This is a genomic window from Candidatus Limnocylindria bacterium, from assembly GCA_036523395.1.
GTDB lineage: Bacteria > Chloroflexota > Limnocylindria > P2-11E > P2-11E > CF-39.
In genome coordinates this window covers 38,730-58,875 of record DATDEH010000010.1, presented here as the reverse complement: position 1 = coordinate 58,875, position 20,146 = coordinate 38,730, and the positions used below count along the sequence as shown (strand labels likewise).

Sequence of the window (20,146 nt, the reverse complement as noted above, 5' to 3'; positions counted from 1 at the left end):
CACTGCCCGCGCCAGGAAGGCCGCTCGCTGAGCGACCGCTCGTCTTTGCTCGCCCTCATCCTCCACCAGCGCCGCGTCCCATGCGGTCCGCCCGACGATGTAACCTCGCGCGCCGCCATGCATCGCGTCACGCAGCTGGCTCAGGAACGTGTCTTCATCCGTTCCTCCTCCGAGCAGGACCCACGGCACCGCGCCGCACGCGCGGGTGAGCACCTCGCACAGGCGCGGGCTTCCGGGGTACTGGAGCTTCAACACGTCGGGACCCAGTCGCGACAGACGGCGCGCTGTCTCGGCGACGGCGGCGCCGAGCTCCGGCACCTCGCCATACACGATCGGCTCGACGATCGAGATGACACCAGCCGCGCGGCACTCGGCGACGACGCGCGCGACCATCTCGTCCTGGATCGCCGCGACGTCCGTGAGGTCCGGGCGGTACGGAAGCAAAAGCTTGCATCCGACCGCGCCGAGCGCGGCAGCGCGCGCGGGATCGACATCGCCCAGGAGAGTCGTGATGCGGCCCTCGCCGAGGGACTCGTAGCCCTGCGCCTCGAGCGGCACGACGAGCGGCACGCCGTCGAGCTCGGTGAAGGCGTCGAGGCCGAGCTCGACGTCGAGGAGGACGACGCTGGCGAGTCGCGCGAGCCCGCGCACGAGCTCGACCTTCAGCGCGCGCAGCGAGGTCGAGTCCTCGGGGAAGCCGTGGCGGCGCGCGGCGACGCGAAGGCTGTCGCGGTGATCGAGCGCGAGGCCGCACACCACTCCCCGCCGTGAGGCGATGCGGTCGATCACCCGGCCACGACCGCGCCGTCCACCACGGTCGCGCCTCCCAGCAGCGCGTCGATCTCCGACGCCCGGGGCATCGCGGTGCTGCACGAAAGGCGCGACGCCACGATCGCGCCTGCGGCGTTCGCACGGCGGACCGCCTCGTCCGCGCCTCGGCCGGCGATCAGCGCCGCACCGAGCGCCGCCCCGAACGCATCGCCGGCGCCGAGCCCGTTCACGACCGGGACGGCGACGCCCGGGATATCGCGCGAGCCGCGCGCATCGACGACCGTCGCGCCACCGGCGCCGCGCTTCACGACGACGAACGTGGGGCCGCGCTTCAGCAGATCGCGCGGATCCAGCGCGGCGGCCACGAACTCGCGCGCGCCACCGACCACGACCGAAGCGAACTCCGCGGCGCGCCAGGCGAGCTCCGGGTAGTCACGCACGTCGTCCCAGAGCACCTCGCGCCAGTCGAGATCGAAGATCGCGCGCTGGCGGCAGCGCTCGAGGGCCGCCAGCGTCGTCGCGCGGCTTGGCTCTCGCGCCAGTCCGGTCGCGGACGCGTAGAGCAGGCGCGCCCGCGCGAGATCTTCCGGAAGCTGCGTGGCGCGCAGCTCCCAGTCGGGGCATGTCGGCGTGCGATAGAAGGTGATCGGGAAGTCGTCCGGTGGCCACGCCTCGCAGAACGCGAGTGCCGTGCGCAGGGAGGGATGCACGTGGAGCGACGCGCAATCGATGCCTTCCGCCTCGAGGAAGCGGCGGATGAACCGGCCGTGGCCATCGTCTCCGACGGCTGACACGATGCCCGTTCGAACGCCGAGCCGCGCGAGACCGGTCGACACGTTCCCCGCGAATCCACCGACGAAACGTTCGAACGTGCGGACCTCCTCGAGCGGTGTGTTGAGCTGCAGCGGGTACAGATCCGCGCCGACGCGGCCGAGGACGTACGCGTCGACGGTCATGGTGCGAACTCGCGGGCGTCGTCGCTGGCACGCTCACATGCGAGCGCGATCGCGAGCGCGCGGCGACCGTCTTCTCCGCTCACCCGCGGGGGAGTGCGAGAGCGGACACCGGCGAGAAAGTCGCGCAGCTCGAACAGGTACGCGTTGGCGAAGCGCTCGAGGAATCCTGGGAAGAGATCCCGACGATCACCGTCGGGAAGGAGTACCTCCACCGAGCGCCGCGCGAAGCCCCCGACACAGACCATGCCCTCGCTGCAGACGATCTCGGCGCGAATGTCGTAGGCGTATCGCGCGCCGCGGTAGGTCTCGATCGTCGCGGCAGCGCCCCCCGCGAAGTGGAGCTCGGCGAGCGCGAGGTCAGCGCAAGGCGCGTCGGGCGCGAGCGTCAACGCGCTCGCCCGCACTCCCGCGACCTCGTCGCCCACCATCCACCGCGCGACGTCGAAGTCGTGGATCGCCGACTCCGCGAATATGTCGCCGCGCGGCAGCGAGCCCGGCGCGCCGCGCGGCGCGTCGCGGTCGCGGTTCATCCCCTTGAAGAAGCGCACCGCGCCGACCCTACCGGAGTGCACCACCGAGGCCGCCTCGGTGTACGCGGGGTCATAGCGGCGCATGAATCCGATCTGCAGCCGCGCCGCGGACACACTGGCGGCGGCCAGGATGCGGTCGGCCGCATCGAGCGTCGGCGCGATCGGCTTCTCAAGCAGCAGGTCCTTTCGCGCCGCGAGCGCCGCGAGCGCGTGCTTCTCGTGCGTGTGCGCCGGCGACGCGATGACCACCGCGTCGACGCCGCTGTACGAGAGGAGCGCGTCGACGGACGCGCAGCTCGTCGCGCCGAGCTCGCGTGCGACGCGCTCGCTCAGGGAGGCGTTGGCGTCGTGGACCGCGAGAAGCCTCGCGCCACTGACGCGCGCCACGTTCTCGGCATGCCGGCGCCCCATCAGACCGACCCCGATGACGCCGACGCCGATGTCGCCGGCGCCCGTCACCCCGCGAGCACCTCGGTCAGGAACGCGCGACTGCGCTTCGCGTCGCGCAGCGGCGCCGCGATCGGGCTCACGCCAAGTCGAACGTCCTGCTCGACGATCAGCCAGCCGCTGTAACCCACCCTGCGGAGCGCGCTCAGCGTCCCACGCAGATCGAGCGACCCGTCACCGAGTGGCGCGAACACACCAAGGCTGACGGCGTCGCGGAAACCCAAGCGTCGCGCGAGCGCGTCGGCCCGGACCTCACGTCGCAGGTCTTTGAGGTGCACGTGCCGTACACGCTGCGCGTGCGTGCGTGCGATCTCCGCCGGATCGCCTCCGCCGTACGCGACGTGGCCGGTATCAAGGCACAACCCCACGAGCGTGGGGTCGGTGTCGCGCATGAGACGGTCGATCTCTTCGGGCCGCTCGACGTAGCTCGCAACATGCGGATGGAACGCGGTGACGAGACCCTGCTCACGCGCGTAGCGCGCGACGTGATTCACGCCGTCGCTGAAGCGGCGCCATTCGCCGTGGCTGAAGCCCGCCGAGCCATCCGCGGGCACACGGCCGGCGATCGCTGTGCGCGTCTCGTCTCCGGCCTCGGCGAGCACGAGGACTGGTGCGCCTGCCGCGGCGAGCAGATCGACAGTGTTGCGTGCGACGCGCATCGACGCCTCAAGCCGATCTCGATCGTGGAGCGTGACCGGACAGAACGCTCCAGCGAGCGTGAGGTCGCGCGCGTCGAGCTCGCGGCGGAGCGTCGTTGGGTCAGATGGAAGATACGACCAGGGGCCCAGCTCGGTGCCTTCATACCCGCTCGCGGCCATCTCGTCGAGGACCTGGCCGTACGGAAGCTGATCGCCCCAGTTCGGGATCTCACATGCGCCCCAGCTGATCGGAGCGGTGCCGATGCGAATGCGCGGTGTGTTCATCGTCGGAGGTTGTACTGTACGCACTCCAGGGTGAGGCTCACGATGGCGCAGGCATTGGTGCGATTCCTCGCGAGCCAGTACGTCGAGCGCGATGGCGTTGAGCAGCGCTTCTTCGCCGGCTGCTGGGGCATCTTCGGTCACGGTAACGTCGCCGGCGTCGGACAGGCGCTCCAGGAGCGGCCAGACGATCTCCGTTACTACCAGGCGCGCAACGAGCAGGCGATGGTGCACGCTGCGTGTGGCTACGCGAAGATGCGCGATCGGCTCGCGACGTTCGCATGCACGACATCGATCGGCCCCGGGGCGACGAACATGGTCACGGGCGCCGCCCTCGCGACGATCAACCGACTCCCCGTCCTGCTCCTGCCGGGCGACGTGTTCTCGTCGCGCGCGCCCGACCCGGTGCTCCAGCAACTGGAGGTGCCGTGGGCCGGCGATATCTCGGTGAACGACGTGTTCCGCCCGGTCTCGCGCTACTTCGACCGCATCATGCGTCCCGGGCAGATCATCCCGGCCGCGCTCGCGGCGATGCGCGTGCTCGTAAGCCCCGCCGACACCGGCGCGGTCACGCTCGCGCTCCCACAGGACGTGCAGGCCGAGGCTTTCGACGTCCCTGAGGAGTTCCTCGCAAAACGGACGTGGCACATCGAACGTCGCCTGCCTGAAGCTGCGGCCATCATGCGCGCGACCGACCTCATCGGCGCCGCGAAGCGCCCGCTCATCGTGGCGGGCGGCGGCGTCATCTACTCCGGCGCGACTGAGGCGCTGCGAAAGTGGGTCGACGCGACCGGGATACCGGTCGCTGAGACGCAGGCGGGAAAGGGCGCGCTCCCCTTCGATCATGCACTCGCTCTCGGCGCGATCGGCGTCACCGGTACGTCCGCCGCGAACGAGATCGCGCGCGAGGCAGACCTCGTCATCGGCATCGGCACGCGCTGGACGGACTTCACGACCGCGTCGAAGACGGCGTTCCAGGACGGGAAGGTGCGCTTCATCAACGTGAACGTCGCGGAGATCGACGCGCAGAAGCATGCTGGGCTCGCGCTGGTCGGTGATGCGCGCGCCACGATCGAGGCGCTCGCGAGCCGGGTCCATACGGTCGAACCGCCGTACCGCGAGAAAGCGGAACGGCTCGCACGTGAGTGGTCGAAGGAGGTGGACCGCCTCTGCTCGCTCGGTCACACGCCCCTCCCCGCGCAGAGTGAGGTGATCGGCGCGGTGAACGAGGTCGCTGGTCTGCGCGACGTCGTCGTGTGCGCAGCGGGCTCGATGCCCGGCGACCTCCACAAACTGTGGCGCGCGCCCGATCCAAAGGGTTACCACGTCGAATACGGCTTCTCGACGATGGGATACGAGATCGCGGGCGGCCTCGGGGTGAAGATGGCCGCGCCAGATCGCGAGGTGTACGTGCTGGTCGGCGACGGGAGCTATCTGATGATGGCGCAGGAGCTCGTGACCGCGGTTCAGGAGCGGATCAAGATCGTCGTCATCGTCGTCGACAACCACGGCTACGCATCGATCGGCGGTCTATCGCGCTCGCTCGGATCTCAGGGCTTCGGCACGCAGTACCGGTATCGCAAGTCGGGGTCGCTCGGACTCGACCGCGAGGGCCCGCAGGGCGACACGCTTCCGATCGACTTCGCGGCGAACGCCGCGAGCCTCGGCGCGATCGCGAAGCGCGTGCGCACGATCACCGAGCTACGCGCCGCGCTGACCGAGGCAAAGCGAGTCGATCGCCCGTATGTCGTCACGATCGAGACCGATCGCTACGAGAGCGTGCCCGCGTACGGATCGTGGTGGGACGTCGCGCCCGCGGAGGTCTCCGGTCTTCCAGAGGTGCGGGGGTCGCGGGAGCGCTATGAAAAGGGGCGCAAGGCCGCGCGCCATCACCTGCGCCCGCCCCAGTGACGAGTCTGCTCGTCAGCGCGCAGGAGCCTGACGCCGACGGCTGCGTCATGCGGATCACGCCGGAAAGCGCTGGCTGGCGATACGTTGGCTTCGAGGTCTACCGGATCGCGGCCGGGTCGCGTCTGCGGCGTGAACTACCTCGGCGCGAAACGTGCGTCGTCGTTCTCGGAGGCAGCTGCGACATCCGCTCGGAGGCTGGCGATTGGAAGGGCGTGGGGACGCGCGCGACACCGTTCGACGGTCCACCCGCCGGTGCGTATCTCCCTCCAGGCGCGGCGTTCGAGATCGCCGCGCGTTCCGGGCCAGTCGAGGTCGCGCTCGGTCATGCGCCGGCGAAGCATGGCGCGACGGCGCGCGTCCTCGCTCCGGGCGATGCTCGTCTCGAGATCCGCGGGAGCGGGGCGATGGAGCGGCGGATCCACCACATCCTCATGGAAGACGCGTCTGCCGAGTCGCTGCTCGTGACGGAGGTCGTGACGCCGGGCGGACACTGGTCCAGCTACCCGCCGCACAAGCACGACACGAATGACCCGCCGCGGGAGACCGCGCTCGAGGAAACGTACTACCACCGGCTGCGCGAGGAGCGCGGCTTCGCGCTGCAGCGTGTGTACACCGCCGACCGCTCGCTGGATCAGAGCCTCGCGCCGCGTAGCGGTGACTGTGTTCTCGTGCCCCGCGGCTTCCACACTGTCTCGGCGCCCCCGGGGTACGACCTGTACTACCTCAACGTCATGGCGGGCCCGCTCCGCCAGTGGAGCGTGACCTTCGACCCCGATCATCGTCGCCTTCTGGGCTGAGCCGCTCGGCGGGCCGCAAGCTCTAGACTTCGACCGGACCTGACGGGAGGGGAACGAATGACGCCAGTGCTCGACCGACGCACATTCCTCAAGGGACTTGGAGTCGTCACGGTGGCGGCCGCCTGCGGTGGCGCCGCGACGCCGTCTCCGACGGCGACGACCGCTGTCGCGACCGCGACCGCGGCACCGACCGCAGCGCCCGTTACGGGCACGATCTCGGTGTACTCGGCACTCAACCAGTCGACGAACGATCAGTTCTTCGCCGCGTTCAAGGCCGCCTACCCAGGCGTCAGCATCGACCTGCTGCCTCTCGCGGCGGCCGGCGAGCTGCAGACCCGGATCACCGCTGAGAAGGCCAGCCCGAAGGCGGACATCTTCATCGGCGGATCGAGCGAGTTCCACGACCCGCTCGGAAAGCAAGGACTGCTCGAGGCGTACATCTCGCCGAACGCGAAGGACATCGCAGCGCAGTTCAAGGAGCCGACCGGACTCTGGACCGGCTGGTACACCGGCATCTTCGGCTTCATCTCGAACAACGACCGTCTCACCAAGGAGATCGCAGGTAAGAAACCGGCGACCTGGGACGATCTGCTCGACCCGGCGTGGAAGGGCAAGCTCATCCTGCCCAGCCCGACCCTTACCGGCGGCGGCTACATCTTCATCGCCACGCAGATCTTCCGATTCAACAAGGACGAAGACAAGGCGATGGCGTACATGAAGAGCCTCCACGCCAACATCGCGCAGTACATCCCGACGTCACCGGGCGCGTTGACGCTCATCGACCAGGGTCAGTTCGTCGGCTGCCCGAACTGGAGCCACGACATCCTGACCGAGAAGACCAAGGGCAACCCGGTCGACCTGACCGTCCCGGCCGACACAGGCTTCGAGGTCGGCGCGATCAGCATCATCAAGGGCACGAAGAACCTCGCCGCCGCCAAGGCCCTCGTCGACTGGTCCATCACGAAGGAGGCCGGCGACCTCAACGTGAAGCTCAGCAACCGCGGCTCGACCCGCACCGACGTGGCAGCGGCTCCGGGCTCACCCGGCCTGACGTCCGTGAAGCTTGTGAACTACGACCGCCAGTGGGCGACCGACAACAAGACCCGCCTCCTCCAGAAATGGCAGCAAACGGTGGGTCTCTAGCGATCACCGCGATCTCGTAGCGAATATGCGCAACTTGCAGCGCGAGCCGGGTGTCCTGCTCGCGCTGCTTGCTGTCATAGCGCTCGTGCTCGTCTTCATCGTCTATCCGCAGGTTCGGGTCGTCGTTACACCAGGCACGGCCTACGTGGACTTCCTCTCCGCCGGCAGCTGGGTGAAGCCCTTCCTGAACTCGCTCCAGGTGATGGCTCTCTCCACCACGACGGCCGTGCTCATCGGCTTCGTCTTCGCGTACGCGATGGTCTACACCGACATGCGCTGGAAGCCGCTGTTCAGGCTCATCGGCATCCTGCCGCTCCTGTCGCCGCCGTTCGTCGTCGCCGCGTCGTACATCCTGCTGTTCGGGCCGCGCGGCGTGATCACCTATGGCGTCTTCGGGCAGACGATCAGCATCTTCGGACTGGGCGGGATCTGGGGCGTGCAGACGATCGCGTTCTTCCCGTTCGCGTACCAGCTCATCGCGGACGTCCTTTCGCGCAGCGATGCGCGCATGGAGCAGGCCGCGCGCAATCTCGGTGCCGGCCCGTGGTCCGTGTTCCGGACCGTGACGCTGCCGCTCTCTCGCCCCGGGCTCGGCGCCGCGATCCTCACCACCGCGATCTACGTCGTAGAGGACTTCGGGAACCCGGCGCTGGTCGGCGGTCAGTTCACGGTGCTACCGACACAGGCCTACGGGCTCATCAGCGGGTTCGGCGACCTACCGAGCGCGGCGGCGGTGAGCACGATCCTGCTCTCCCTGGCACTCGCCCTCTATCTCGCGAAGATCCGTCTCGACGGAGGGCAGTCGTTCGTCACCGTAAGCGGGCGAGCGTCATCGATGCCACGCCCGCCGGTACCCGCCTGGCTCTCATGGGCATGCTTCGCGCTGTGCGCCGCGCTCTGCGGGATGATCCTCCTGGTCTACGGGTCGCTCGTCGTGAGCGCCTTCACGCTCACGTTCCCCGTCAACACCTCCTTCACCACGAGCCACTTCGAGTACGTCTTCTCGGGCGTGAACGGGGTCGCACTCCGCAACACGCTCGTCTACGGCCTCTCCGCGGCCGCGTTCTCGTCGCTGTTCGCGCTCCTCGCGGCCTGGCTGGTCCAGCGGGGCGCATGGTCGGGACGCCGGGTGCTCGACTTCCTTTTGATCATGCCCGCCGCCGTGCCCGGCCTGTTCTTTGGCATCGGCTACGCAACGGCGTTCAACGAGGCATGGCTCGACTGGCTCAACCGCGGTGTCCTCATCATCATCTCGATGATCTTCTGGAACATCCCGGTCGGATACCAGGCCGCCGTCGCCGGTCTCCGGCAGATCGATCGCACCATGGACGAGGCGGCCACGAGCCTCGGCGCATCGAGCCTGCGCGGTTTCCGCGACGTGCTCCTACCCATGCTCGGCGGGTCGCTGCGGGTCGGATTCGTCACGACATTCGTTCGCGCGGTCACGACGCTCTCCGTCGTCATCTTCCTGTTCACGCCAGGCACCACGGTGGCAACGATCCGCATCTTCCAGCTGGTCAACGATCTCGACTGGGGAGGCGCGACTGCGTTCACGGTGATCGACATCGGTATGGCGATCGTCGCGCTCAGCGTCTTGGCGGTACTCGCGCGCGGCCGGATCGCGCTTGGGGCAGCTCGTGCCTGAGATCCACTTGCGGCTCGACCACGTCACGAAGACGTTCGAGGGCGTCACCGCCGTCGACGACATCTCGTTCGAGGTCCCGCGCGGGTCGTTCGCGACGCTGCTCGGCCCATCCGGCTGCGGGAAGACGACGACGCTGCGAATGATCGCGGGGTTCTACGACCCCGACAAAGGCGACATCATCCTGGGCGGGAAGCGGATCAACGAGCTCCCCGCACATCGCCGCGGCACCGCAATGGTGTTCCAGGACTACGCCCTCTTCCCGCACATGACGGTCAAAGGCAACGTGTCGTACGGACTGCGCGTCGCCGGCGTCGCGGGCGCCGAGCGCGAGAAGCGCGTCGACGACACACTGCAATTCGTCGGACTCGCCGGCCTTGGAGACCGTTGGCCGAACCAGCTCTCCGGCGGACAGCAGCAGCGCGTCGCGGTGGGTCGTGCGCTCGTGCTCCAGCCCCAGATCCTGCTGCTCGACGAGCCGCTCTCGAACCTCGACGCCAAGCTGCGCGTGCAGCTGCGGTGGGAGCTTCGCTCGCTGCAGCAAAGACTTGGCATGACGTTCGTCTACGTCACGCACGACCAGGACGAGGCGCTCTCCCTGTCGGACTGGATCGCCGTGATGAACGCCGGCAAGGTCGAGCAGGCCGGTACCCCATGGGAGATCTACTACCACCCGCGCACGGCCTTCCTCGCGGATTTCGTCGGTGCGGTGAACATCATCCCGGGCACGGTCCGCGAGGTGCGCGGCGATGAGGTCGTGGTCGCCTTCGGCGAGCGGTCGGTCACCGTGCGCATGCCCGCGGGGCTCGCGCTGAGCGCCGGACGCGAGGTCCACCTCTGCGTGCGACCAGAGGCGCTCGCGCTCCGTCCGCCGTCCGCCGATCCCGACGGCGTGCGTATCCCCGGCACGGTCGCGCGCCGCGCCTTCCTCGGCGATCTCATGCGGTACTGGGTGACCGTCGACGGGCGCGAGTGGATCGTGGATCAGCCCGATCCGGGCGCGGCGGCTGACTTCGATGGTCCCGTCACCGTTGCCGTGAAGCCGGAGCGCATCCACATCATCGCCCAGCAGTAGGGCAGCCCGGCGAACAGGCCGTCAGACCCTGTTTCGGACTTGCCTTTGGCACTGGGCGCCCATCCTCGCCGCTCGCAGGCTTGTTGGCGGAGGTTCGAAGTGATGTACGCATCAGCAACCGAGCTCGTGGGGTGGGCATTTATCGGGGGTGTCGCGTTCATCGCGGCGCTCGCCGCCGCCGTCGCGCTCGTTCTATGGCTGGCCGCGCCGCGCGAGCCCGCCGCCGGATAGCGTCAGACCACGAGACTCGCGCCGTCGACCGCATGGTCGAGCTCGAGCTCACCGATGCGCGCCAGCGTCTCCGCGCCGAGATGCGTGAGGACGACCCGTTTGCAGTCGAGCGCGTCGCGGTGCGACATCAACGTGCGATACGAGATGTGCGATGGGTCATCGGTGTCGAAGAACGACGCGTCGCAGATGAAGAGATCCGCGCCCTTCGCGACGCGGGCGAGCTCGTCGCTCCAGATCGCGTCTCCTGAATAGGCGACGACCTTGTCACCGACCCGCACGCGCAGGCCGTGCGGATCCGACTCCGCTACATGCTTGACGGGTAGCGCGCTCACGAGCGCGCCACCGAACTCCGTCTCCTTCGCGCCCAGCACGATCTCGCGGATCGGGAACCGGACCTTGGTCTTGCGGAAGAAGTCGGGATAGAGCGCCAACTCGGCGGCGCGCAGCCGGTCCGTGAGCGCGCGCGGACCGCCGACCGCGAGCGGTGCGGTCCGCCCCGCGAAATGCTGCTCGATCACCAGGTAGGGGATGCCGCCGAAGTGATCGCCGTGCAGATGGCTGATCGCGATCGCATCGATGGCCTCCGGATCGACCTCGCGCTTGATCCCGGGCAGTGACGAGCCTCCGCAGTCCAGCAGCAACGAGACGCCCGGAGCGCTGACGTGGATACAGGCATGCGATCGTCCGCCGTCCGCGAACGCATTGCCGCTACCGATGAACGTGACGCGAAGGGTCAATTGACCTCGGCGAGCTTTACGGTCCGCCGCTCGCGGTAGGAGCGGCTCGCAGCCTCAGCGATACGCAGCGCCTCCAGCGCATCCGCGGCCGTGCACGCGTTCTCTGCCTCGCCGCGCGCGAAGCGCAGGAAGTGCGCGAGCTCGGCGCGATACGCGCCGTCGAAGCGGACGAAGAACGACGGGTACGGCGGCCCGGCGAGCGGAGGCGCATCCCGCTCGACCGACCGCCAGGGCGTGCGCGGGTCGATGCCGATAGCGAGCGTGTCTTTGGCGCCATGGATCTCGACGTGGATGTCGTACCCCGCTTCGTTGTGGCGCAGCCCGGTGATGAGACCGAGCGTGCCGCCGGAGAGACGAAGCAGGACCGCGGATGTGCCGACATCTCCCATCGCCTCGTACTGGGGGACACCGAGCGTCGACCCGGTCGCGGTCACCTCGACCGCCTCCTGGCCGAACAGCCAGCGCGTGATGTCGAGATCGTGGATGAGCTGGTCCTTGAACTCCCCGCCCGACGTCGCGATGTATGCGTCCGGCGGTGGCAGCCTGTCGCAGCTCACCATGAGGAACGAGTACACGTTGCCGAGGTGCCCGGCGCGGATCGCATCGCGCGCCGTCCGATAGCCGGCGTCGAAGCGGCGCTGGAAACCGATCTGGAGCCGACCCTTCGCACGCTCGACGTGCGCGACGATGTCGCGCGTTTCGGGGACGCCGATCGCGATCGGCTTCTCGCAGAACGTTGCGATGCGCGCGTCGAGGCACTTCTTGATGAGCGGGGCGTGCGTGTCCGTCGGCGTCACGATGACCGCGGTGTCCACACCCTTCAGCGCCTCGTCCACGCTCGCGGCAGCCTGCGCTTTCAGCGAGCCGGCGACCTCTTTCGCGCGGGCGGGGTCCGAGTCGTACACGCGAAGCTCGTTCACGTCCTTCGTTTCACTCAGGACCTTTGCGTGGAACGCGCCGAGACGTCCGACACCGAGGATGGCGACACGCACAGCGCGCATTCTGCGATGGAACGCGCCCCTCCGTCAGAATCGAGCGGGTGACGCAGATCCGCGGCGTGCTGTTCGACTGGGGCGACACGCTGTTCTCACCACCGGATGCCGGAAAGGTCATCGTGGCGGCCGGCGCGGAGCGCGGCGTCCGGATCGATCCCGAAGAGGCGCGCGCGCTCTGGAGCGAGCTGTGGGACGCCGGGAAGACGCCGGACGAGCTTGCGAAGGGTCGCGACCTGTCGGCTGGTGCGCACCGCGAGGTCTGGACGGCGCTCTTCGAGCGCGCGAACACCGCGGTGCCCAACGTTGCGAAGACGTTGTACGAGCGCGTGATGGACCCGCGCGCGTGGATCCCCTACCCGGACACCGAGCCGACGCTTCGAGCGCTGCGCGCACGCGGCTTGAGGATCGGGATCGTGAGCAACGTGCCGCAGGACCTGCGACCGATCTTCGCGGCCCACCACCTGGCCGATCTGGTCGATGCCTTCACTCACTCGTTCGAGGTCGGCGCCGAGAAGCCCGACCCCGCGATCTTTCTCCATGCGTGCGAAGCGCTCGGCACGAGACCGGCCGAGACGCTCATGGTCGGCGATCATCCCGTCGCCGACGCTGGCGCGCTGGAAGCGGGACTGCAGTTCCAGCTGTTGCCGCCTGACGGCGCAGCGGAGAAGCCGCGCGGTCTCGACCAAGTCGTGGAGCTGGTCGATCGGTCCTAGCGGTCCCAGGGATCTGGCCCGCGTCCGGGAGCGATGGCCAAGACCACCCCCAGCACACCGACGATCCCTGCGACCGACATCAGGACGATCGGAATGCCCGGGTTGACGCTGTAGTCGGACCCGGTGCGCCACAGGTCGTTTCCCAACGGTGGCGCTCCGTACGCGAACCATGCGATGGCAACGGCGTCGAGGAAGATCAAAGCTAGGCCGATCAAGCGCGCGCGTTGCACGCTAGGCGACGAAGAACGGGGTCATCTCGCGGCGCCGCGCGAGCTCATCCATCTCGCCATCCGACGGCCGCCCGCCTCCGCGCGAGGCGGCGTCGAGCACGAGCGGCAGCAGCCCAACGTCGCCGACGGTGTTGAGGAACACCCGCGGGTCGCCGAGGACCCAGCCCACCGCGAGATCGATGTCGCGCTGGTCGTGCAGCGGCTCATACCAGGTCGTCGGTGTGGCGGGGCGCTCGGCGTGCCAGGGCCCGATCGTGATCGCCTTGATGGTCTGCATCGCGACACCACGCGTCTCGCACAACGCCATGAGCGCCTTGACGTCGCGCGTGTAATTCGGATCGCGCAGCTGAACGTAGTTGTAGGGAAAGAGCACCGAGTCGAACGGGAACCGCTCGAGGCTGCGGCGGTGCTGCGCCGGCGCCTGCAGACCGTGGCCGGTAACACCGATGAAGCGCACAAGCCCTGCGTCGCGCGCCTCGACCGCGGCGCGGAGCGCGCCATCGGTCGCGAACGCGGTCTGCCACTCCGTCTCGTCGACCAGGTTGTGGAGCTGGATGAGATCCACGTGGTCGGTCCCCAGCCGCCGGAGCGAGAGGCGGATCTCGTCCCGCGCTTCGGTGTAGGTCCTCTTACCGGTCTTCGTCGCAACGAAGAAGCGGTCGCGTCCTGCGCCCGCGATCCAGGGAGCGATGCGCAGCTCGGCGTCGCCGTAGCTGGCAGCCGTGTCGATGTGGTTGATCCCGTGACGTTCCACCAGGTCGAGCACACCGTCCGCGACCTCCTGCGTCACGCGTGAAAGCGCCGCCGCGCCAAAGAGCGTGCGGGTGCTCCGATGGCCGGTGCTGCCGAACGGGGCGAGCGGGATCACGCGCTCACGATACCGATGCCGGCGTGTCGTGCTCCGGGATCCCGATGTAAGCGAGCACAGCACCCAGGGCGGTGGCTGCGATCGCGAGTGCGAAGCCAAGCTCGATGGAGATAGGCAGGACGGCTCCCGCGATCGCCGAACCGATGGGAAACCCGGCGAAGTTGAGCGCCATCGACACAGCGAAGGCGCGGCCCAGCCACGCCGGGTCCGTCCGCCGCTGCCGGATGGTGAAGAGGACGACGTCGAATGGGCCCGTGGCGACGCCCCACAGCAGCATGGCGACCGCGACGAGCAGAGGCTGTGGGAACAGCAGAACGAAGGCGAAGCAGGCCGCCGTGCCGAGCATGGCGCCCGCGAGCAGCTGTCGCTCTCGGCCGAGCGTCGAGATCCGTCCCATGAGCAGCACGGAGATCGATCCGCTGATCCCGGAGAGCGCGAAGAGGAGGCCGACGAACTGCGGCCCGGCCGCGAAGCGATCCAGCACGAGCACCGGCAGCGCGAGGAAGAAGAGGCCGCCGCCGAGGTTCGCGGTCGTCACCGAGAGCGCGAGCGGACGCAGCGTCGGGTGTCGTGCGACGTATGCGAGGCCACGCCACGCGTCGGAGAGGAGGTTTCCGGTCTCGGTGCGACCGCCGGGGTCGCGGATGCCGACGGCGACCAGGGCCGCGATGGCGAAGACCGATGCGGTGACCGCGAGCGCGGCTGGCGCGTCGAAGACCGCGACCAGGGTCCCCGCGAGCGCGGGGCCGACGATGCTCGCGACGACGTAGCCGTTGCTGTCGATCGCGTTCGCTCGTTCCCAGAGCGGACGCGGAACGATGAGCGGGAACAGCGTACGGACGCCGGTGTTCCCGAGTGGCTGCGTGAAGGACGAGATCGTGACGATCACGAGGAGCGCGGGCACGGGCAGGCGGTCCGCGACGGCGAGGGCCGCGATGAGCGCGAGGGTCATGCCGGCGATCGCGTAGTCGATCACGATGAGCCGCGTGCGCCCATGACGATCCAGCAGCGCGCCGCCGATCGGGCTCGCGAGCAGCCCCGGCGCGACGCTGAGGAAGGTGACCGCACCGGCGATCTCCGGTGATCCGTAGTGCTGAAGCGCGAAGAGCACGAGGACGAGCGAGACCATCTGCTCCGCGACGCGGGCGAGCATCATGCTCGCGACCAGACGCGGGAAGCCGGCGATCGCGAACAGGCGCCCGTAGCTCGGCGCGTCGTCGGTGGAAACGGTCACGGACCTGCGAGGCTAACGGAGACTATTTAGCGGCGCTGCTCTCGCGATCGTGACGCGCCGCGCGTCGCTCCTCGTACTTGCGCGCCGAGACATCGAGCTTGTCGAGGAATCTGCGAAGACGCTCGCGGTCGTGCTCCGCCTCGGCGTCGAGACCGGTGCGCTCGAAGATCCTCCAGAACCGGAGCAGCGGCCACAGGATGTCGTCGTGATGGATGCGGAGGTCGTAGATCCCCGCGTCCGCCATGCGCGCCGCTTTCCGCGTGAAGCCGGCGATGCCGCTCCCCGGCATCTCGAACGTGAGGACCTCGCGGGTGATCGCCTTGACCACTTCTGACGGCGCGATCTCGAGCATCGCGGCGAGCGCGTCGCGGTAGAAGATCATGTGAAGGTTCTCGTCGAGCGCCACGCGCGTCATGATCTTGTCGGCCACTGGGTCCTCCGAGTAGCGGCCGGTGTTCTGGTGCGAGACGCGCGTCGCGAGCTCCTGGAACGACGTGTACGCGAGGCCCTGCAGCACATCCACGTCGTGGTCGTACCCGGTGATGACGTTCTGCATGCGGCCACGCTCGAGCGCGATGGGGTCGATGTTCCGCGTCACGACGAGATAGTCGCGAATGACGATCGCGTGCCGGCCCTCTTCGGCGGTCCAGCGGTTGATCCAGTTCTTCCAGGCGCCGTCGCCCTTGCTGAACATCTTGTGGATGAGGCGGTGATACGAGGGCAGGTTGTCCTCGGTGAGGAGGTTCACCTCGAACGCGGTCTGCGCCACGCCGGAGAGGCGCGGCTGGTCCGGTGTCCAGGGCTCCTTGTCGTAGTCCCGACCGAGGCTGTACGGGATGTAATCGTGCGGGAACCACTCCTTGGCGACCCCGATATGCCGATCGAGGAGCTTCGCGACGGCGGGCTCGACCTCCGCGAGGAGGGCGGCGTCGTCGTGACGGCTCATCACCTGAGGGACTGTAACGCCTGAATGGCGTTCAGACGGCGGCGGCTTGTTTCTTTCGCTGCCCCGCGAGGCGGTCGCGGTCCTGTTTCGCGAGCAGACGCTTGCGGATCCGATAGGCGACCGGCGTGACCTCGAGCAGCTCGTCATCGGCCAGGAATTCGACCGCGTCGTCGAGCGAGAGCTCGCGCAGGCCATCGAGCTTCGCGGCGATGTCCGAGTTGCTGCTTCGCATGTTCGTAAGGTGCTTCTTGCGCACCACGTTCACCTCGAGATCGCGGTCGCGGATGTGCTCGCCGACCACCATGCCCTCGTACACGTCGATGCCGGGACCGATGAAGAGCTGGCCGCGCTCCTGAGCCTGGTTCAGGCCGAATGTAGTGGTCGTGCCTGCTTCGAAAGCGATCAGCGAACCGAGGTCGCGCGACTCGATGACGCCGGCGTAGGGGCCGTAGCCCGCGAAGAGCGTGTTCATCACGCCCTTGCCGCGCGTGTTCGTGAGGAACGCCTGACGGAAGCCGAGCAGACCGCGGGTGGGGATCTTGTACACGCAGTGCGCGCTGCCGTCCTCGCGGTACTTCATGTCGACGAGGGCTCCGCGACGCCGGCCCGCGAGCTCGACGACCGGACCGAGGACGTCCTGCGCCACCTCGACCTCGAGCTGCTCGTAGGGCTCGAGGCGCTCGCCGCCTTCGTCCTTGTAGATGACCTCTGGGCGCGAAACCTGGAACTCGTAGCCCTCGCGCCGCAGCGTCTCGATGAGGATGGCGAGGTGCAGCTCGCCGCGGCCGCTCACCACGAGCGTGTCTGGGCTATCGGTGTCGGCGACGCGGAGCGCGACATCGCGCTCGAGCTCGGCGTAGAGGCGCTCGCGCAGCTTTCGGCTCGTGACGTGGGTGCCCTCACGCCCCGCGAAGGGACTCGTATTGACCGCGAACGTCATCCGGAGTGTCGGCTCCTCCACGCGGATCGGTGGAAGGGGCCGAGGGTCGATCGCGTCGGCGATCGTGTCGCCGATGCCCACGTCGGGAACGCCGGCGACCGCGACGATGTCTCCGGCTCTCGCCTCATCGACTTCCTCGCGCGCCAGACCCTGGAACGTGAAGAGCTGCGTGACGCGCGCGGGCGTGAGCGCGCCGGAGTGGTCGATGCGCATGACCGGCTGGGCTTTCCGCAGCACGCCGCTCTGCAGTCTCCCGACAGCGATCCTGCCCTTGTAGTCGTCGTACGAGGTGGTCGTCACGAGCAGCTGCGCCGGCGCGTCGGCGTCGACATCAGGTGCGGGTATGGTCTCGAGGATCGCCTCGAACAATGGCTCAAGCGTCGTGCCGACGTGGCGGTGGTCGGTGCTGGCGGTGCCCGTGATCGCGTTGGTGTAGACGGTCGCGAACTCCGCCTGCTCGTTGGCCGCCCCGAGGTCGAGGAACAGATCGAAGGTCTCGTTCAGCACGTGCACCGGACGCGCGTTCGGACGGTCGATCTTGTTGATGACGACGATCGCGCGGTGACCGCGCCGCAGCGCCTGCCGCAGCACGAACTTCGTCTGCGGCATCGGCCCGTCAACGGCGTCCACGAGGAGCAGGACGCCGTCGACCATGTTCATGACCCGCTCGACCTCGCCGCCGAAATCGGCGTGTCCGGGTGTGTCGACGATGTTGATCTTCGTCCCGCGGTACATGACGGCGGTGTTCTTCGCCATGATCGTGATGCCGCGCTCCCGCTCGAGGTCGTTCGAGTCCATGACACGCTCGGCGACCTGCTGGTTGTCACGAAAGATGTGGCTCTGGCGCAGCATGGCGTCGACCAGCGTCGTCTTCCCGTGGTCGACGTGCGCGATGATCGCGATGTTGCGGATATCGGCCCTGCGCATGGCTACGCGAGGCCTCGACATGGGGACATGTAATGAGTCTATCGTGCGTTAGATGCGCCGAGCCATTCTCACCTCCCTCGCGATCTTCTGCGACCTGACTGGCATCGTTTGGATACTTCAGGGCATCGGCGTGCTCCCCGGCTCGTTCATGACCGGGCAGATCGTGTGGGCAGCCATCGGCGCGGTGCTGCTGTTCGCATCGGGCGTGCTGCTGTGGGCCGCATACCGGCCGGCGTCCTCGTGAGTCGGGAATGAGGCTGGTCCGCGGGCAGTTGCAGTGAGCGATGCCTGCGGTCGAAGCTGACACTCTCGCGCTGCCCCGCATCGAGCGGCCCGATCTCGCCGCCGCGGTGCGGCCCGTGCTCGGCGTGGTCGATGCGGTCGTCACCCTAGAGGGCGAGGGCTTCCAGGTGCGCCGCCCCTTCCCAGGGATCGACCCGAACCTGACCGATCCATTCCTTCTTTTCGACCATCTCGGCGCGGTCGAGTACTCGCCGGGTGAGGCGAAAGGCGCGCCCGATCATCCGCATCGGGGCTTCGAGACCGTGACGTACATCATGGACGGCGCGATCGAGCACAAGGACTCGACCGGCGGCGGTGGCGTCATCACCGACGGAGCGACGCAGTGGATGACCGCGGGCGCCGGCATCGTCCACTCCGAGATGCCGACGCACCAACTGCTAGTCAAGGGCGGTCTCTTCCACGGCACACAGCTGTGGGTGAACCTTCCGGCCGACAAGAAATGGAGCCCGCCGCGCTATCAGGACATCCGCGCCGGCGACGTGCGCCTGCTCTCTTCGCACGACGGCGCGTCCCTGGTGCGTCTGATCGCCGGCGATCTCGGGGGTCATGCCGGCCCGGGCCTCACGCACACGCCGATCGTGTACGCGCATGCGAGCATCGCCGCGGGCGCGCGCCTCGAGCTGCCGTGGCCGCGTGACTTCAACGCGCTGGCATACGTCATGTCCGGACGAGGCACTGCAGGCATCGGGGAGGTCGCCGTGCGCGAAGGTCAGCTGGCCATCTTCGGGCCGGGCGATGCAGTCGCGATGGCGGCCGACGAACAGCAGACCAGCCGCGCGCCGCGCCTCGAGATCCTGGTGCTTGGTGGGCGGCCCATCCGCGAGACGATCGCGTTCTATGGACCGTTCGTGATGAACACTCGCGAGGAGATCATCCAGGCCATCGCGGACTACCGCGCCGGCCGCATGGGAGTCATCCCGCCCACTTCCGCGGGAAGGTAGCTATTCGCCGGGATCGGCGACCGGGTGGCGGCGGCTACGCGGGTGCAGCGCACCATGCGCCGCGACGATGACCAGCAGGAACACGACGGCGAGCACGGCCTCGGCCGAGAAGGGGAGGGCCTCACGGATATTCAGCGCCGGCTCGTCGACCATCATCTCCGCAGCGGTCCAGATCAGCGCGAATGCCCCGAGCCAGATGCCCTGTGGGAATCGGTCGAGGAGATTCACGACCAGGCCGCTGCCGAAGAGCACGATCGGGATCGAGAGCGCGAGGCCGAAGACGAGGAGTGGAATGCTCCCGTGCGCGGCCGCTCCGACTCCCAGAACGTTCTCCAGGCTCATCGCCGCGTCGGCGATGAGGATCGTCGTGATCGCCTCCGGTAGGCTCGTGGCCTCGCGCACCGATGGCCCGTGGCGTGCGGTCGACGGCCGCACGAGCCGGTAGGCGATCACCAGAAGCGCGATCGAAGCGATGAACTGCAGATAGGGGACCGCGAGGAGCAGGGTCACGACCGAGGCCGCGGCGATCCGCAGGACGACCGCCCCCAGTCCGCCGAAGATGATCGCGCGCCGGCGCTGACGCTTGGGAAGTCCGCGCGCGGCCATCCCGATGACCAGCGCGTTGTCGCCGGAGAGGGCGAGGTCGATCAGTGCGATCGCGAGGATCGCCTGCAGCGTCTCGAGCATCTAGCGCGACATGCGGAGCTTGCGGATGACGACGAAGGTGACGCCGGCGAGCCAGAGGAGCATCGCGGCGACGTACCCAGCGGCCTCGAGCGGCGTCGCGAGCTCCACGTGATCGACAAGGCGTGCCTCGATCGGGTGGACCACCATGACAGTATACTGTCGCGAGGTGAGCGCGTCTGTCGCTGTGGCGACATGCGGTAAG

22 protein-coding genes are annotated in these 20,146 nt (G+C 68.4%); 9 read left to right on the top strand and 13 right to left on the bottom strand.

Features of this window, described 5'->3' with window-relative positions:
• The 4 genes from VI056_01580 to VI056_01565 form a co-directional block, all read right to left on the bottom strand.
• Positions 1-789, bottom strand: a 789-nt coding sequence (locus tag VI056_01580; protein ID HEY6201710.1) for a hypothetical protein, incomplete at its 3' end; no start/stop codon positions are given.
• Positions 786-1,727, bottom strand: a complete 942-nt coding sequence (locus VI056_01575; GenBank protein HEY6201709.1) for a PfkB family carbohydrate kinase — start codon at positions 1,725-1,727, stop codon at positions 786-788. The genes VI056_01580 and VI056_01575, both read right to left, overlap by 4 nt.
• Positions 1,724-2,716, bottom strand: a complete 993-nt coding sequence (locus tag VI056_01570) for a Gfo/Idh/MocA family oxidoreductase (protein HEY6201708.1) — start codon at positions 2,714-2,716, stop codon at positions 1,724-1,726. The genes VI056_01575 and VI056_01570 overlap by 4 nt, the downstream gene beginning before the upstream one ends.
• A complete protein-coding gene (locus tag VI056_01565) occupies positions 2,713-3,627 on the bottom strand; it encodes a TIM barrel protein (protein ID HEY6201707.1) in 915 nt (304 codons plus the stop codon). The genes VI056_01570 and VI056_01565 overlap by 4 nt, the downstream gene beginning before the upstream one ends.
• Before the next feature lie 42 nt (positions 3,628-3,669).
• On the opposite strand from VI056_01565, the gene iolD reads away from it, so the two are divergent.
• From iolD to VI056_01535, 6 genes are all read left to right on the top strand, one after another.
• Positions 3,670-5,535, top strand: a complete 1,866-nt coding sequence (gene iolD / locus VI056_01560; protein ID HEY6201706.1) for a 3D-(3,5/4)-trihydroxycyclohexane-1,2-dione acylhydrolase (decyclizing) — start codon at positions 3,670-3,672, stop codon at positions 5,533-5,535.
• Entirely contained in the window at positions 5,532-6,332 is an 801-nt protein-coding gene (gene iolB, locus VI056_01555) for a 5-deoxy-glucuronate isomerase (GenBank protein ID HEY6201705.1), read from the top strand. Before iolD ends, iolB begins: the two co-directional genes overlap by 4 nt.
• A 57-nt stretch (positions 6,333-6,389) precedes the next feature.
• Positions 6,390-7,475: a substrate-binding domain-containing protein gene (locus VI056_01550; protein ID HEY6201704.1), complete on the top strand. Its 1,086-nt coding sequence runs from the start codon at positions 6,390-6,392 to the stop codon at positions 7,473-7,475.
• Between the two features lie 25 nt (positions 7,476-7,500).
• Positions 7,501-9,120, top strand: coding sequence for an iron ABC transporter permease (locus VI056_01545; protein ID HEY6201703.1), 1,620 nt, complete (start codon positions 7,501-7,503; stop codon positions 9,118-9,120).
• Complete coding sequence (locus VI056_01540) at positions 9,113-10,192, top strand: ABC transporter ATP-binding protein (protein HEY6201702.1); 1,080 nt, start codon at positions 9,113-9,115, stop codon at positions 10,190-10,192. Before VI056_01545 ends, VI056_01540 begins: the two co-directional genes overlap by 8 nt.
• 102 nt (positions 10,193-10,294) lie before the next feature.
• Positions 10,295-10,423 carry a hypothetical protein gene (locus VI056_01535; protein HEY6201701.1) on the top strand — a complete coding sequence of 43 codons (129 nt, stop codon included), beginning with the start codon at positions 10,295-10,297 and terminating at the stop codon, positions 10,421-10,423.
• A gap of 2 nt (positions 10,424-10,425) precedes the next feature.
• On the opposite strand, the gene VI056_01530 is transcribed toward VI056_01535, so the two are convergent.
• Both VI056_01530 and VI056_01525 read right to left on the bottom strand, forming a co-directional pair.
• Positions 10,426-11,160 carry an MBL fold metallo-hydrolase gene (locus VI056_01530; protein ID HEY6201700.1) on the bottom strand — a complete coding sequence of 245 codons (735 nt, stop codon included), beginning with the start codon at positions 11,158-11,160 and terminating at the stop codon, positions 10,426-10,428.
• Positions 11,157-12,152 carry a Gfo/Idh/MocA family oxidoreductase gene (locus VI056_01525; protein HEY6201699.1) on the bottom strand — a complete coding sequence of 332 codons (996 nt, stop codon included), beginning with the start codon at positions 12,150-12,152 and terminating at the stop codon, positions 11,157-11,159. The genes VI056_01530 and VI056_01525 overlap by 4 nt, the downstream gene beginning before the upstream one ends.
• Before the next feature lie 47 nt (positions 12,153-12,199).
• Here VI056_01525 and VI056_01520 point away from each other — a divergent pair, with 47 nt between their 5' ends.
• Entirely contained in the window at positions 12,200-12,868 is a 669-nt protein-coding gene (locus VI056_01520; GenBank protein HEY6201698.1) for an HAD-IA family hydrolase, read from the top strand.
• Here the strand turns inward: VI056_01520 and VI056_01515 are convergent.
• The 5 genes from VI056_01515 to typA are packed head-to-tail and all read right to left on the bottom strand — an operon-like array spanning position 12,865 to position 18,013.
• Positions 12,865-13,083, bottom strand: a complete 219-nt coding sequence (locus VI056_01515; protein HEY6201697.1) for a hypothetical protein — start codon at positions 13,081-13,083, stop codon at positions 12,865-12,867. The genes VI056_01520 and VI056_01515 overlap by 4 nt on opposite strands.
• Before the next feature lie 16 nt (positions 13,084-13,099).
• Positions 13,100-13,966: an aldo/keto reductase gene (locus tag VI056_01510; protein HEY6201696.1), complete on the bottom strand. Its 867-nt coding sequence runs from the start codon at positions 13,964-13,966 to the stop codon at positions 13,100-13,102.
• A 4-nt stretch (positions 13,967-13,970) separates the two neighbouring features.
• Positions 13,971-15,200: an MFS transporter gene (locus VI056_01505; protein HEY6201695.1), complete on the bottom strand. Its 1,230-nt coding sequence runs from the start codon at positions 15,198-15,200 to the stop codon at positions 13,971-13,973.
• A gap of 22 nt (positions 15,201-15,222) precedes the next feature.
• Complete coding sequence (locus VI056_01500; protein HEY6201694.1) at positions 15,223-16,146, bottom strand: acyl-ACP desaturase; 924 nt, start codon at positions 16,144-16,146, stop codon at positions 15,223-15,225.
• A 31-nt stretch (positions 16,147-16,177) separates the two neighbouring features.
• Positions 16,178-18,013, bottom strand: coding sequence for a translational GTPase TypA (gene typA, locus VI056_01495; GenBank protein ID HEY6201693.1), 1,836 nt, complete (start codon positions 18,011-18,013; stop codon positions 16,178-16,180).
• A 52-nt stretch (positions 18,014-18,065) separates the two neighbouring features.
• Between typA and VI056_01490 the strand changes: the two genes are divergently transcribed.
• Entirely contained in the window at positions 18,066-18,257 is a 192-nt protein-coding gene (locus tag VI056_01490) for a hypothetical protein (protein ID HEY6201692.1), read from the top strand.
• 40 nt (positions 18,258-18,297) lie between these two features.
• Positions 18,298-19,257: a pirin family protein gene (locus tag VI056_01485; GenBank protein HEY6201691.1), complete on the top strand. Its 960-nt coding sequence runs from the start codon at positions 18,298-18,300 to the stop codon at positions 19,255-19,257.
• Here VI056_01485 and VI056_01480 read toward each other — a convergent pair whose 3' ends face one another.
• A complete protein-coding gene (locus VI056_01480) occupies positions 19,258-19,944 on the bottom strand; it encodes a TerC family protein (protein ID HEY6201690.1) in 687 nt (228 codons plus the stop codon). It lies immediately after the preceding gene.
• Complete coding sequence (locus VI056_01475; protein ID HEY6201689.1) at positions 19,945-20,091, bottom strand: hypothetical protein; 147 nt, start codon at positions 20,089-20,091, stop codon at positions 19,945-19,947.
• Positions 20,092-20,146 lie beyond the last annotated feature (55 nt).

What these genes read in the sequence shown, in the direction of transcription:
- VI056_01575 (HEY6201709.1), bottom strand. Translation starts at nt 1,727, where the DNA reads ATGACCGTCGACGCGTACGTCCTCGGCCGCGTCGGCGCGGATCTGTAC.
- VI056_01565 (HEY6201707.1), bottom strand. Translation starts at nt 3,627, where the DNA reads ATGAACACACCGCGCATTCGCATCGGCACCGCTCCGATCAGCTGGGGC.
- iolD (HEY6201706.1), top strand. Translation starts at nt 3,670, where the DNA reads ATGGCGCAGGCATTGGTGCGATTCCTCGCGAGCCAGTACGTCGAGCGC.
- VI056_01550 (HEY6201704.1), top strand. Translation starts at nt 6,390, where the DNA reads ATGACGCCAGTGCTCGACCGACGCACATTCCTCAAGGGACTTGGAGTC.
- VI056_01545 (HEY6201703.1), top strand. Translation starts at nt 7,501, where the DNA reads ATGCGCAACTTGCAGCGCGAGCCGGGTGTCCTGCTCGCGCTGCTTGCT.
- VI056_01535 (HEY6201701.1), top strand. Translation starts at nt 10,295, where the DNA reads ATGTACGCATCAGCAACCGAGCTCGTGGGGTGGGCATTTATCGGGGGT.
- VI056_01500 (HEY6201694.1), bottom strand. Translation starts at nt 16,146, where the DNA reads ATGAGCCGTCACGACGACGCCGCCCTCCTCGCGGAGGTCGAGCCCGCC.
- typA (HEY6201693.1), bottom strand. Translation starts at nt 18,013, where the DNA reads ATGCGCAGGGCCGATATCCGCAACATCGCGATCATCGCGCACGTCGAC.
- VI056_01490 (HEY6201692.1), top strand. Translation starts at nt 18,066, where the DNA reads ATGCGCCGAGCCATTCTCACCTCCCTCGCGATCTTCTGCGACCTGACT.
- VI056_01485 (HEY6201691.1), top strand. Translation starts at nt 18,298, where the DNA reads ATGCCTGCGGTCGAAGCTGACACTCTCGCGCTGCCCCGCATCGAGCGG.
- VI056_01480 (HEY6201690.1), bottom strand. Translation starts at nt 19,944, where the DNA reads ATGCTCGAGACGCTGCAGGCGATCCTCGCGATCGCACTGATCGACCTC.
- VI056_01475 (HEY6201689.1), bottom strand. Translation starts at nt 20,091, where the DNA reads ATGGTGGTCCACCCGATCGAGGCACGCCTTGTCGATCACGTGGAGCTC.